Source organism: Sinorhizobium sp. 8-89 (assembly GCF_030124325.1).
Lineage (GTDB): Bacteria > Pseudomonadota > Alphaproteobacteria > Rhizobiales > Rhizobiaceae > Sinorhizobium.
Window position 1 is genome coordinate 20848 of record NZ_JASKLR010000033.1, and the last position, 13967, is coordinate 34814.

9 protein-coding genes and 3 pseudogenes are annotated in these 13967 nt (G+C 57.1%); 6 read left to right on the forward strand and 6 right to left on the reverse strand.

The annotated features are described in order from the left end of the window. Positions 1-90: 90 nt before the first annotated feature. A pseudogene (locus tag QN219_RS30450) lies at positions 91-1194 on the forward strand (IS5 family transposase). Further along, positions 1191-1535 carry a hypothetical protein gene (locus QN219_RS30455; RefSeq protein ID WP_284004157.1) on the forward strand — a complete coding sequence of 115 codons (345 nt, stop codon included), beginning with the start codon at positions 1191-1193 and terminating at the stop codon, positions 1533-1535. The pseudogene QN219_RS30450 and the gene QN219_RS30455 overlap by 4 nt, the downstream one beginning before the upstream one ends. Before the next feature lie 14 nt (positions 1536-1549). Here the strand turns inward: QN219_RS30455 and QN219_RS30460 are convergent, their stop codons facing one another. After that, positions 1550-3037: a hypothetical protein gene (locus tag QN219_RS30460; protein WP_284004158.1), complete on the reverse strand. Its 1488-nt coding sequence runs from the start codon at positions 3035-3037 to the stop codon at positions 1550-1552. Positions 3038-3242: 205 nt separating this feature from the next. On the opposite strand from QN219_RS30460, the gene QN219_RS34095 reads away from it, so the two are divergent. Together QN219_RS34095 and QN219_RS30470 are read left to right on the forward strand one after the other, a co-directional pair. Then, complete coding sequence (locus QN219_RS34095) at positions 3243-5642, forward strand: AAA family ATPase (RefSeq protein ID WP_284004160.1); 2400 nt, start codon at positions 3243-3245, stop codon at positions 5640-5642. Next, positions 5639-6688 carry a hypothetical protein gene (locus QN219_RS30470; protein ID WP_284004162.1) on the forward strand — a complete coding sequence of 350 codons (1050 nt, stop codon included), beginning with the start codon at positions 5639-5641 and terminating at the stop codon, positions 6686-6688. Before QN219_RS34095 ends, QN219_RS30470 begins: the two co-directional genes overlap by 4 nt. A 60-nt stretch (positions 6689-6748) precedes the next feature. On the opposite strand, the gene QN219_RS30475 is transcribed toward QN219_RS30470, so the two are convergent. Both QN219_RS30475 and QN219_RS30480 read right to left on the reverse strand, forming a co-directional pair. Next, complete coding sequence (locus tag QN219_RS30475) at positions 6749-7684, reverse strand: endonuclease/exonuclease/phosphatase family protein (protein ID WP_284004163.1); 936 nt, start codon at positions 7682-7684, stop codon at positions 6749-6751. Positions 7685-7878: 194 nt separating this feature from the next. Next, positions 7879-7974 (reverse strand): annotated as a pseudogene (locus QN219_RS30480) (DUF736 family protein); the annotation flags it as partial. Here QN219_RS30480 and QN219_RS30485 point away from each other — a divergent pair. Next, positions 7966-8046, forward strand: a pseudogene (locus QN219_RS30485) (DUF736 domain-containing protein); the annotation flags it as partial. The pseudogenes QN219_RS30480 and QN219_RS30485 sit on opposite strands and share 9 nt — an antisense overlap. Positions 8047-8188: 142 nt before the next feature. On the opposite strand, the gene QN219_RS30490 reads toward QN219_RS30485, so the two are convergent. From QN219_RS30490 to hisD, 3 genes are all read right to left on the reverse strand, one after another. Beyond that, entirely contained in the window at positions 8189-9649 is a 1461-nt protein-coding gene (locus QN219_RS30490; protein ID WP_284004165.1) for a M81 family metallopeptidase, read from the reverse strand. Positions 9650-9898: 249 nt separating this feature from the next. Then, a complete protein-coding gene (locus QN219_RS30495; RefSeq protein ID WP_284004166.1) occupies positions 9899-10990 on the reverse strand; it encodes an ABC transporter substrate-binding protein in 1092 nt (363 codons plus the stop codon). A 774-nt stretch (positions 10991-11764) separates the two neighbouring features. Further along, entirely contained in the window at positions 11765-13063 is a 1299-nt protein-coding gene (gene hisD, locus QN219_RS30500) for a histidinol dehydrogenase (RefSeq protein WP_284004167.1), read from the reverse strand. 181 nt (positions 13064-13244) lie between these two features. Here hisD and QN219_RS30505 point away from each other — a divergent pair, with 181 nt between their 5' ends. Beyond that, the gene (locus QN219_RS30505; RefSeq protein ID WP_284004169.1) at positions 13245-13793 is read left to right on the forward strand and encodes a cupin domain-containing protein; all 549 of its coding nucleotides are present in this window, start codon (positions 13245-13247) and stop codon (positions 13791-13793) included. Positions 13794-13967 lie beyond the last annotated feature (174 nt).

Genomic DNA, 13967 nt, shown 5'->3' on the forward strand with positions numbered 1-13967 from the left:
GGTCTCGGGGCCTAGCAGGCTGTTGAAAAAGAAGCTGGCCTGGAGGCTTTCGCCGTGATTCATTCGCTTCGTCGAGTCTTGGAGTGATGGATGCGCGGCGGCGATGTGAGGACGGGTGAACTCTTCAGCTATGTCGATCTGGAGGATCGGGTTCGTCGTGATCATCCGCTGCGGGCAATCCGGCGGATCGTGAACGACGCGCTCGTTTTGCTGGAACGGGAGTTTGCAGCGCTCTATTCGCCGATCGGGCGGCCGTCGATCGCGCCTGAGAAGCTTCTGCGCGCCATGCTTTTGCAAGCCTTCTATTCGATCCGCTCTGAGCGGCTTTTGATGGAGCGGCTGGAATACGACCTGCTGTTCCGCTGGTTCGTTGGCATTGGCATTGACGATCCAGCTTGGGACCATTCGGTGTTTTCGAAGAACCGCGACCGGTTGCTGGAGGGCGACATCGCCGCGAAGTTCCTCGGTGCAATCCTGGCGCAGCCCAAGGTAAAGCGGCTGCTGTCAACGGACCACTTCTCTGTCGATGGCACGCTGATCGAAGCCTGGGCCTCGATCAAGAGCTTCAAGCCGAAGGACGGCCCAAGGGGCGATCCTGGCGAACCACCGTCGGATGGCGGCGGTCGGAATGTGTAAGCAGACTTTCATGGCGAAAGGCGTTCCAACGAGACGCATGCTTCAACGACCGACCCAGACGCAAGACTTTACAAGAAGGGCAAAGGCAAGGAGGCCAAGCTGTGCTTCATGGGGCATGGGCTGATGGAAAACCGCCATGGCCTGCTGGTCGATGCCTATCTGACAGAGGCCAGTGGATATGCCGAACGGGTCGCGGCGCTGCACATGATCGAACCCTTCGCCGACCGGCCACGAGCGATCACGCTGGGTGCCGACAAGGCCTACGACACAAAAGACTTCGTCCAAGATTTGCGGTCGATGAAGGTGACGCCCCATGTGGCGCAGAACATCAATGGTCGCCGCTCGGCCATCGACGGGCGCACGACGCGCCATTCCGGCTATGGGGTCAGCTTGCGCATCCGCAAGCGCATCGAGGAGGCGTTCGGCTGGATCAAGACCGTCGCGGGGCAGGACAAGACCAAGTTCCGTGGCCGCGACCGCGTCGGATGGGCCTTCACCTTCGCGGCCGCCGCCTATGATCTGGTGCGGTTACCGAAACTGATAGCGGTGTCGTCATGAGTGCGGCGTCGAATTGCCGCCTGATTGGCCGCTGGCGAATCGTCGAGGCCGATCTGTGGGATCGGGACTATCTCGACCTGGTCGAGCCCGCCACAATCACCATCGAGGCTAACGGTCATGGCGAGATCGCCTTCGGTGCGATGCAAGCGGGCCTCGATCTCGGCTACAGCACGTCCATGGTTTCCTTCACATGGGCAGGATGCGACGAAATGGACGAAGTCTCGGGTGACGGACATGCCGAATTGCTCGACGATGGCACCATCGAGATCACGTTCGCATACCACAACGGCGACGAGGCCATACTCACAGCCAAACAGGAGACTTCTTCAACAGCCTGCTAGAGGTCAATCCTGACTTAAGCGTCGAGAATGTTCATTACATTACGCAGCATTTTCAGCCGTTGCGGCGATGCGGTCTCTTCCCAGTAGAGCGTATGCGTAAACCCCTTCGACTGTCCGTCGAGGTCAGCCAGGTCAATGTCCTCAATCGCAGGACCGAATGAAGGGCCGAGCGGCCCGCTTATGAGATCTCCTTGAAAGACATATCGGCTGCGGTCAAACACGTTCGCCCAACGCACGACTGCGAATGGGGCGCCGTGGTGAAGTGACCACTCTGGCGGGTTCTTCCAGGTCGGAAACGAGAGCAAGCGCGAAGCCTTCTCGTTCGTTTCGATCGGAAAGCCCCCTAGTTTCTTGGCGAGTGCCAGCGTTCTCGGCTCCAGTTCCTCCCGGACAGGAGGAGACGTTGGTACCTCACGTTGCCTTTGGCGCGACAGGAGATCCGGCCAGTCACGAGCCAGAAGGAATTCCGCATGTGTCAAAGGACTCCCCAGGGTTATGAAGTCGCTGATAAGCCAATTGGCAGATGGTTTCGCTGGTTCCCGCATCGTGCGGCGCAGTTCGGTTTGCGCTTGGCGAAACCCCGAGAACTCCTCGCTCGTCCGAATTGTGTTGCACTGTGCGACGGTCAGGCGAGCGGTCGAATTCGCAGCCAGCGCTCTGGCAATGACAGCATCCAACGCGGCGGCGGCAAGCTCGAGCTTTTGAAGTGCGGCAAACGCGGCGGAACTCGTTGGAAAGGTTCTTGCTTCTTCTCGCTCGGCCCAGAAATAGGAAATAAGATCGTAGGCCAGGATCGTTCCGAGGCTGTGTGCCACAAGGATAACGCGGTCGTACTTGTCGTCCTTGTGAAGGGCGCGCAACAGCGCGAGGCCGCGCTCGCGCACGGCGGCTCTTGCAGCGATATTGTCGGGCTGTGCCCTTGTATAGCGCACGACGCGGCCGAATGACTTTGTCGCGAGATTATGGACTGTCGCGGTGAGAGCGGCCACCACCGCCAGAACCACTCCACGTAGCCAATCAGGCCCAATTTTGCTCCAGATCGATTCCGGAAGCACTGACAGCAATGCAAGCCCCACCGCTAACGCAGAGAGAACCCAAAGCAAGAACCAAGCAGGGCGCACTGCTTCAGGAACTTTGGACAGGGGTCGAAACAGAAGATATCGAACCCACGACACGAATTGCTCCCAGGTCGAACCGGCAGTGAGGTCTGCCCAATACAGTTCGTAAAAATCCGTGCGCACACCGTTGGGGTAATTTCCGCCTTGAGCGGACTTGCGAGTGGTCAGCCGGCGCAATTCGAGTGAACCAGTCACGGGATCTGGCTTGCTCCAGATTTCGTTGGCGTCTTCGCTTGTTGGCGACCACGGCAACTCGCGCCAAACGGTCCGCGCAAATCCCTTGATCGTGTCCATCGGGATCTGCTCACCCATCCCGTGAACGAGGACGATGGCCTGACGCCCAGCGCGATGTCCTTGCCGCGCTCGTTTGTTCTCAGGCGCCATTTGTCTCTCACTCGACGCTTTCTCATCCATGACGGCACCCGCTGGGTTAAGTTGATGGATTGATCGGCTTGGAAATCCCTTTGAGCTTGCGAATTTCCATTATCTAGTCATATTTCAACCTAGGCGCTAGTGGGGATCGCTGGGCAGCACGAGTATAAAAGAGTCCTCTTTTTACGCGCTGTCGGAATCGCGAGGGGGAATTACTGTGCTCTTTTTCGACCATACAAGGCGAGGTGATTTCCACCCGCGCTCGCTGCTTGAAGGCAAAGTGGCGGAGTTAAAGCGCGACATCCAAGGCTACCTATCGCGAGACGCCGTCGAGAGCGCGCAAACGGATGTTCCCAACGTTTGGAAATATCCCCTCGAGCCCGATGTGACTTCCGGCCTGATGGAACTCAGCAAAGGTCGCTGCGCCTTCTGCGAACAGATGGGCTCTAGGCTCTCGCCCTACCGCTTTCGCCCGCCTGCGCATGCACTTTCGGACGGAGGTGCCACAACGAAGTCTTGCTATTTGTGGCTTGCCTTTCACTGGGAGAACCTGTTTCCCATCTGCGACGATTGCACGCCGTCGCGGAAGAACTATTTTCCTGTGATCGGCAAGCGGGCTGAGATACCGGAGTTCAGCCAGGAGTTCGACGCGTTCCAAGGACCTGCGCTCGACTTGGACGAAGACCCCGTACTGTACTACCCGGGTGAACGACGGATCACTCAAGCCTTCCAGATCCGCTTGGATGGGCGCCTCACCGGGAACAGACGTGCTGATCCGACGATTGCCCATTTCAGTTTGAATAGATCGGCGCTCGTTGAAGAGCGCAGGAATTTCCTGAAGCAGCTGATCAAGGAATTGCTCGCCCGCCCCTCAAGCGACCATACCTATCCATCGCTTCAATCGTCCGCCTTGTATCCCGGCGCAGCATATCTTTTGGCATTGCGTATTGGTCGCGAAATCCGAAGGCAGACGAAGCGAAAGCTAAACCTTGCACCGCCTACGATTGGTTCGGCCATCGCGCGGCTATGGCGCGACGGCGATGCTTATCCGATCATCTTCAGCGCCATTGAGGAAGTTCGCCGGCAGGACGAGAACCGCGGACTTCCGCATGCTGTCGCGATTGAGGAAAAGCTTCCCAAACCCGAGATCGACCTCAACCAGCCACGTATCAAGCACGTCCGGATCCAGAACTTCAAGTCATTGGAGTCCATCGACTTCAGCATGAAGGCGCAAATGCCGGAAGTGGCCGTTGCGATGTCGGTGCCCAACGAATTCAGCGACGTGCCGGATGCTCCATGTCTGTTGATCCTCGGTGAAAACGCGACTGGCAAGAGTAGCATCCTCGAGGCGATAGCGCTGACGTGCATTCCGACGCACCTTCGCAATCAACTCGATGAAAGCCCTGCCGACCTTCTCCTCGACCCCGAGTACATGGGAAGCGCCGGCCATGATCCAATAAATCGCGGATCGATAGAGGTCGAATTCCACAACGACGCCCCCACGTTAAAGCTCGTGCTCGACCGGTCGAACGGCATTTTCAGCGATGACTCCGACGCACATCATCCCCTCGTCTTCGCCTACGGCGCGCACAGACTATTCGACAAAGAACAACGCGATGACGTGGTTCGCCATATCGACACGCTGTTCAGACGGGATCAGGTGATTTCAAATCCAGAGCCCTGGCTGATCGAACTATCTAAAAGGTCTCCGGCGTCGCTCAACGAGGTCGTCAGTGCACTTCGCCACATCATCCAGATCGACGGTCATTTCCGAAACATCGACGTGGGACGTGACCAGGACGGAAAAGAATATTGCGCGATCAACATCGAACGCAATAATCCGGATGGACTTCTGAGGCAGCGGCTGAGCGTGGTCTCGTCCGGTTATCGAGCCGTTCTTGCCGTGGTCTGCGACATCTTCTCCAGGCTGTTCCAACTATCGAATTATGATCCCCGGGCGGCGCGTCACGCCCGCGCCATCATTCTGATCGATGAGATCGAAGCCCACCTGCATCCCCGTTGGAAAATGCAGATCGTCTCGGGACTGCGCCGCGCGTTACCACGCTCGACATTCATCCTCACCAGTCATGACCCGCTCTGTCTTAGGGGAATGTTTGCCGGAGAGGTCATGATGCTGAACCGTTACAGGAACCGCGACCAGACGGCCGACAGCAGCATGAATGAAGTCGTTGAGCAAATCAGCGACTTCGCGAACATCGAAAACCTGACGATTGACCAACTCCTAACATCAGACATTTTCCAGTTGTTCTCCACCGATGACCGACGCATCGAAGCGACCTTCGCCGAGGTACCAGCCATCCTCAAAAAGGAAGAAGAATTCCTCCGGATGAGGGAAGAGCGCTGGCGCCTGTCGGAGCGGGAGCAAACCATCCTTCTCGCGTTTCGCGACGAGATCGGCAATGGTTTGCCTTATGGAAGGACCGAAGTAAGTAGGCTCGTGCAGGAGGCGGTCGCGGAATATGTTGCGAGCCGCAGGGTACAGGACAAGAGCCTCAACGAGGAAAAGCGCAAACGCGCCAAGGATGCCGTCAAGTCCCATCTCGCAGATCTGCTCGGATTCGGGGATCTGCTCGGTTCCGGGGATCCGCTCGAATGAGGCGCGTCGAACGTTCGCAAAGCACAGAGCCCTCCATCCTGCACAAACCCGACAAAGCCGGAAAGACCGAACTCGATCGCGTGATCGAGCACATGAACGGACCCGATGCGGCAAAAGCGTTCGATTTCGCGCGTTACAAGGAGAGTGCTGTCAAGTTGGAGCTCGAGCGGCTCTTTCACGGAAAATGCGCGTATTGTGAGAGCTTTTACGGAAGCACGCAGCCTGTCGATGTTGAGCATTACCGACCGAAGGGCGAGGTTGAAGGCGTGCCCGGTCATCGCGGCTACTACTGGCTGGCCATGGACTGGAACAACTTGTTGCCAAGCTGCATCGATTGCAATCGCCGCCGCGAGCAGAAGGCGCCGAGCGCCCTCATTGGCAGCATCGTCAAGTTGCTGTCGAGCGGCGAATTCGATCGAACCAGAAAAATGTCTTTGGGCAAATCCTCGGCGTTTCCACTGGCGGCGGAAGCGGGCCGGGCCCACGGCCCCGGAGATTCTTTGCTGGGTGAACAACGGCTGTTGCTGGATCCGACGCGTGACGATCCGCGCAAGCACATCACATTCTACGTCGATCGCGACAATCTCATCGGGCTCGTGCTTCCGAAGTTGGTCGCGCCGGCGGCTCCGGCGCTTGGTCAGCCGCCGAACGGCCAGCCCGGTAACTTGGTCGCCCTGGCTGCTCAAGCCGGTGTCAGCCCCATGGGTTTGGTGTCCATCCAGGTGTACGGTCTTAACCGTCTGAGCCTAGTCCAAGCACGGACGAAAGTGTTGCGCGACCTGGAGTTCATCTTGGAACTCAGTATCGGCCTCGCCGAGATCATCGATGAGATCAACGACGAAACTGCTCGCAAGACCGCCCTACTTGGGGGGGCGGCGGGAGCTCTGGCACAGCAGCTCCGCAATGACATCGCTTTCTATGCAAAAATCAAGAGCCGGATCGAAGGTTTCAAGCGAGACACGCTGGCGCAGCTAAAGCGCATGGCGGACCCAAAGGAACCCTATTCCGAGTTGGTTAGAGCTTGGATTTCAAGGTATCTAAGCTGAGCTGGTCCGTTGAGCGGCGCCGACCTTCTTGAAACAGACGAGTGGCAGAGCAGCCTTCAATCACCTCGGGTCCGCGTTGTCGACATAGTCCTTGACACTGATCTTGATCATGTAGTGATCGGACAGGAATCGATCATGAGCCGTCAGATCAGACGAGCGCAACACGTACTGCCGGGTATATCGGAACTCGGGACGATTCGAGGCCACGAACGCTCTATCGAACGGAGCTTCCTTGTATTGCAGGCTCCAATAGGTCGCGCTGTCGTTGTTGTTGAGATCCAGAAAGCCCCCATCGATGAAGGCTTCGATGGCGGGTTCGGCGTTGTTCAGAATGTTTGTGTCGCCGATCAACACCAGCGTCTGATCGACCTCGGCCCGAACGCGCTCTATCGCCGCGCACAGGCTGGCCGCTTCCTTGCCGCGTACCCTGCGGTTCTGGGTGACGCCACCATAATTCGACTTCATGTGCAGCGGAACTAGACTGAGCCCCCGCTTCTCTGGAAGTTGCTCCCACTCACCAGCCTCGGAACGCCGCCAGACCAGAATTTCCGAGCTGAAGCTGAAGAGATGCGGTTTGCGATCCCAAAGCACATCCCCGCCGTCCTCGTGGTTAACCTCCAAAGCCGTGACCTTATCGAGGCTTAGGCGCGTGGTATTCCACATGACAGCGCACAGCTGCGTTCTGTCGCCTGCTTGCCGGTTGGGTACAATTTCGTAGGCCCAAGGGTCATCGAGATGTTCTTCCAGCAGATAGCAGACAACATCGAGATCGGCGTTCCGGCGTTCCGTTCTTGCTCGGCTCGGTATTGGCGGTTGCCCTGGCCCCAGCCTTACTTCCTCGTCTGCCGCCGTGAGATACACTTCTTGAAGGGCGATCACGTCGATGCCGGACATTTCAATGTGGTCGGCGAGCGCAAAGGCACTCTGGCGGCGATCGGCGCGCGGCGCCCCGCTCAGATGTTCAATGTTCCAGCTCGCAATCTGCAGAAAACCCATCGCCCTCTCCCTAGGTTGGTTGCGCTGCAATCCATGAACGAATCTATTTACACGACTTCATATTATTGGTGTGACAGGTCCGCCTTGGGCGAGCGCGCGCGCCAAGCCGGGTTGCCCCTAGTCAGGTGGTATTATCCCGGGCGACTCCAAGCCGAGTTCGACAGGGCCCCGCCAGCGGTGCCCTGTCGCAGTTCTCAGTTCGCGGCGCGGCGACGCGACCAGATGAGGGCCAGTTCATCGCCTTCGGTCTCGACCAGGCTAGCGGAGATCGGGGCGGCGAAGCTCGGGTCTACGCGACGCTGACGGAAGTCGAGGGCGAGGACGGCTACCAGCTGATCTGGTCCCGCCCCAACAGGGACTGAAGCGCCACCGGCCCCGCCTTGGCAGGCGGGGCCGACCTCAATGTCAAGAAGCCGAAAGCAGGCATTGAGCCGGCCGCGGAGATCGTTGAAACTTTTGGACTGCCAAGTAAGATTGCCAAGCACCTTGCCGGCTTTCATCGGGCTAATAAGTTGCTTGTGGATCTAAGGGCCAAACGGGTCTGAGTATTTGTCTGTAAAGATGGGTTTTTAGGTCCCTGCTCATAATGCCGGGGCTGTCGGCCAAGAAGTCACGTTTGACAATACCGGCGAAGCCCGCCCGCCAATGGTTTGTGCATTTGAGGGCAACAATTCGGTAGCGGGACACATCGATACCGTGCAAGAGGAATATCTCCGGGTCGATAGGCTGGTGCCTTTCGGAAACGACGACAATATCAATGGCGCCGATCTGCAATCGAACTGTCCGGCCCACTGACACTTGGCTGCCCCTGCCCATTGGTGACTGACAAAGAAAATTTCCGTCAGTGAGCGCTTTGATGTAAGCCGAACTGGCAACGGGCGCGCCGTGTCTCGGATCTATCTTGCCTCCGAGTTCGATCTCGATCGTTGCACCCACACCCGCTTCGTGTGCTTGTGCCACGACAGATGGGTCAAACATCGCCGCGAAGCAGGCGTCGACAAGGTTAGCTTCGAGCATTGCGCGTAACAGATATGTTCCATCCCCCGGACAACCGCCGCCGGGATCGTCACCTCCGTCAAGAACCGCCACCGGCCAGTCACCAGCATCGAGAGCGGACGCGATTGCCTCTTTCGGGGCGAGTGCATTGGGACGGAATTTGTCTCGATTATCCCAAACAAAGCGCGCGACCCGCCGAGCGGCCTCCGCGGCTTTCTCAATATTTCTGTTGGAAACTGCGAGTACCGATGGACCGGTGTCGGGGGTGTCTGTCCAGACAAAGCCGTGGAAAAATGTGCAGGCAATAATGTCGGGATCGTCCTCGATTTGCCGGCACAATTTCTCTACCTCGGCCGCCGGGCCATGCATCGTAGTCGAGGTAACCATCAGGAATGGCAGCTTTTCGATATGGATCCTCGGCACGACCGTGCCATCGAACAATCCAGGAAGGATGTTTATGGCATCCTGGCCTCGCTCAAACATGTCCGTATGGGGATGGTAGTTGGTTCCGAAAATCGCATCGACATATTCGGAGATCTGCCGATCCAGATTTCCGTGAAGATCAAGCGTGACTACAATCTTAGTTGTGGGACCGACCAGTTGGCGGACTTTTCGGCAGATGTCCACTTCAATGTTACCGACGCCGCGGGCAATGCCTGCACCATGGAGCGCCAAACCAACGGCATCAATCGGCAGAGCCGTTCGGATTTCATCGAGCAGATTATCGACCATGCCGGAATACGCTCGTTCCGAGATGGTACCACCAGCTTCGGCGGACGCGAACATCGCAGGGAGCACGGTTGCGCCCATCGTCGCGGCTGCATTTAGCATCCCGCCGATGTAGGAACGAACTCCCTGATGAGCCGCAATAAGCGACTCGCCGCGAACGATGTCAAAATCAGAAAGCTGTGCATCCTCATTCCGAAACGTGTTCGTCTCGTGCAGGATACCACCGAGGGCAATTCTCATAGATTTCTCCATTCTCTCGGTTTAGGAAAAATCCCAAAAAGAGATTCTTGCTCTTGTCACTTGAGGACGCAAAGGGTGCAGGGTTAAACAGGAGCTGCACTTCTTTTGGAGAGTGGGATCAGTCAGGGCATCAATCGAGAGTGCGGCAAATAGGTCTCAACAGATCACGCCTTTGAAACTCTCAGCAGAATACGTCCCGTTCTGTTTGGCTGCTGCTGCGGGCAAGGGACCCGCAGCAGCACATAAGAGTTATTGCGTCAGCAACGCAATGCAACGTTCCATCGCAACATCATAGTTGGTGCGGCCATCCGCGCCTCGCGCTACCCACCATTTGTAGTCCTGAACGATCTGCTTTTTCACAATGTCAGGTCCACCGGGCAGGACGTCAACCAGTTCCTTCGGAAGAAGCTTGAACGCATCCTTGTTGACTGGGCCATAAGGGATCGCTTCGGCGAATGCCGCCTGTGCTTCCGCACGCGAGATATACGCCAGTAGCTTGGACGCGTTGTCTTTATTGGGCGCGTTTTTCAGGACGATCCAGTCATCATACTGCAGCAATGACTGATCCCAAGAGAGCTCCAACGGTGCGCCTTGCTTTTTTGCGGTGATGATGCGGCCGTTCCACGCTGCCGCCATGTCGACTTCGCCCCCGATCAAGCTTTGTGGAGCGTCGGCGCCTGTTGCCCACCAGCGCCCTACATTAGGCTTAATCGCTGCAAGTTTGGCGAAGGCGCGATCCATGTCCAGCGGATACAGCTTTTCGGGTGCGACGCCGTCACCGACCAGCGCACCTTCAAGCAGGCCGCCGTAAAGCATGAGGTCACAATTTGGCAGGGTCCGTTTGCCGGGGAACTTCTTGACATCGTAGAAGTCGACCCAATTCTTGGGATGGTCTCCCGAGCTTTTCGTCGAATAGGCAACGACGACCGAGTAGAAGAACGACCCAAGGCCGTATTCTTCCTTCATGAAATCCGGCAAGCCGGCCAAGGTGTCCTTCGAGAAATAGCTGTAGTCGATTTTTTCAAGAGCGTTATTGGCGATCCAGCTCGGCACTTCGCCGCCGTTGATATTGCTGATGTCAGCTTCAGGCTGGCCGAGCTTAGCCGAAGCGAGCAGTTTCGGACTCGATGGAATGGTTACGACCCTGATGCCGGTGTCACGTGTGAATGGCTCGAACCAGGCTTTCCGTTCCGCTTCCTCAAACGCTCCGCCTGCCGTCGCTACCACAACCTCGCCGGTTCCCTTGAGGTTTTCGGGGATCTCTCCGGCCTGAGCAGCAACTGGCAGTCCCGACACTAAAATCGCAGCACAAAGTGCGATCGTTTTAGCTGATGTAGTCATCCTTCTATTCCCCTTTTCAGAGCTCGCATTTCTGAGATTGCCGGCGTCACGAAGACCGAGCCTGTCCTCTGACATGCGTTGCAATACCTCCCTGCCTAAGCGCGAAACGAATATCGCATAGCAATATGACGTATTGTATAATTCGCCATGCGAACGTCAAGAGAAATGTTTTGCATGCCTGCTGATTGCCCCTGAGACCTGACCCGCATCGCCCCGATGATGCCATTGAGAGTTGGCCCTGGCCCAGCTTCAGGCGATGTCTTGCTGCCTCATGGGACAATCAGTGAATGCAGCATTGGTGTCAGCACGAGAAAGGTCGGAGGTGTCCGCCCATGCGGCAAGGACACTTCGAAGACCATCCCGTTCCGGACACCTTCCAGCTTTCCAGTACTCGGAGGGTATTGAGAAGGTCTATAATGAGCGTCTCCATCGCCAGTTCTGCAACAAGCGGAGGAGGCGATTCTGCTCGCGTTGATGGATAGATATACAGTATGCAATCGGGTGAAACGACGTGTTCGCCATTATTCGAGCTCTCCTCCGTGGAAAAACTTCACCGCTTTTGTAATCCGGAGTTAGCGCTCGAAAACTCAGGCGAAAAGCCGTGTTCCACCGTAGGAAGTCCGCTGTATTAAGGCATGCCAACGCGGGAGAGACAAAGGACATCATCTGCGTTAAAGCAGAAGTTGACATTTCCACCGCGTACTTTCTAAAGAGAAAAACCGCTGAGTGCTCCGCGGTTCTTCCATTTCGGCACAGTAGCTTGGGAGGATCAAATCATTCTGCTACCAGTTGTTTCGGGCTAAGACGCAGCGCAGCGGCGCGGCGGTGGCCTTCCAGCTGTTCAGTCGCGCTCTGACGAACGGCTGCGGGAGCTACTGCAGCAACACCGCGCTCATCGAGCCACTGGTGGGTGGCAATCTTGAGGTAGGAACCGACCCAAAGACCGCCCGTGTAACGGCCTGCAGCCATCGTCGGCAGGGTGTGGTTCGTGCCGCAGCACTTGTCAGAGTAAACGACGCTGGCCAGTTCGCCGATGAAGATGGAGCCGTAGTTGCGCAGCTTCTTTGCCGTTGCCTGCGGGTCACGGGTGTGGACCTGAAGGTGCTCGGTAGCGATGTAGTCGGAGTAGGCGATCATCGCTTCTTCGTCGGCGACAACGGTGACTTCGCCGTAGTCCTTCCAGGCTACGCCGGCCACGGGAGCTGTGGACAGGGTTTCGAGCTGCTTCTCGACTTCCTTGATGGTCTCTTCGGCGAGCTTGCGGTCGGTCGTCACCAGACCAACGCGGGTGCGGACGTCATGCTCGGCCTGGGCCAACATGTCGGTTGCAAGGGTGGCCGGGTTGGCGGTTTCGTCGGCGACGATGAAGATTTCGCTCGGGCCTGCGAGTTGATCGATGCCGACCTGACCGAAGACCTGACGCTTAGCTTCGTTGACGAACGCGTTGCCCGGACCGACGATTTTATCGACCGCTGGAATGGTCTCGGTTCCGTAAGCCATTGCGGCGATCGCCTGGGCTCCACCGACCCGGAAAATGCGGTCTGCACCAGCGAGTTGGCAGCCAGCAATCATCGCCGGGTGGGCATTCGGCGGCAGACAGGCGATAACCTGGTCACAACCAGCGACCTTGGCCGGAACAATCGTCATGACCGGGGCCGAGAGGAGGGGATAACGGCCTCCCGGAACATAGCAGCCTACGATTTCAATCGGGATGACGCGGTGGCCGAGGTGCAAGCCGGGCAGGCTCTCGATTTCGAGCGGGAGAATGGTGCCAAGCTGGGCTTCGGCGAAACGGCGTACGTTTGCGATGGCGAACTCGGTGTCTTCGCGGGTCTGCGGATCGAGATCGGCCACAGCCATGAGCTTCTCTTCTTCGGTAACTTCGAAGTTGGCGACGTCAGCCTTATCGAAGGCAATGGAATATTCACGAACGGCAGCGTCGCCGCGTTTGCGTACATTCGCGATAATGTCCTTCACGGTCTTTTCGACCGGGGCCGTATCAGAGACGGCGTCTCGGGTCGGTTCCTTGATCTGGGTGAATTTGCCTTTCAGCGCTTCGAGACGCGACTTCATCAAGACCTCCTGTGTGGAATGATGGGCGTCATCATCTTCCAAGGTTGGCTGTACGACAATTGCTCACAAACCAGCTGTTCATTATATTCACCAATGCGAGTGGTATGCGACCAATCCCGGTATCCCGCTAGTGCAAGCGATGCCATTGTCAGCGTGTCACAGGTAACAGGGGAACTGACTAATGCCAAAAGTTGGCAGCAAGCTTCGTGAACTTCGCCGTCGTCGAGACCTTGGTGTGCGAGAGTTGGCCGCCCGCTCAGGGATATCCCATTCTACTATATCGCTAATTGAGCGCGATCGAATGAGCCCGTCGATTGACACGCTCGGTGCAGTCCTCGACGCGTTGGGAACAACCCTGCCCGGCTTCTTCTCTGACCTTCAGTCCAGCTCGCCTTACTCGCCTTTCTACTCGTCAGCCGACCTGGTCGAAATCGGTAAGGTGGATACCATTTCATATCGAGTTATCGGCCTTGACCATCCCAATCGGGAAATGTTGATGCTGCACGAGCGCTACGCGCCTGGCGCAGACACCGGGGAGGAATTCACGCATTCGGCGCAGGAAGCGGGCATGGTGCTCTCGGGCTCGGTGGAGATCACAGTCGGAAACCAAAAAAAGGTTTTGAAGCCGGGAGATGGCTATTATTTTGACAGTCGCCTGCCGCATCGCTTCCGAAATGTCCACGACGGGCAAAGCGAGATTTTGAGCGCGATCACTCCGCCTACTTACTGACTTCTGAGGCGTTGTGCAGCTTGGTGAGTATAGTAACCAGAGCGGTTAAGCGTCTTCCCAAAGCTATCGAAACGCGCTTTTTTAATAAACACTCAGATTTCCGGGCGACGGCAATGCTGGCCACCCAAAAATCAAAATTGGCCGCATGGCACCGGTCCACACCCACCATGACGG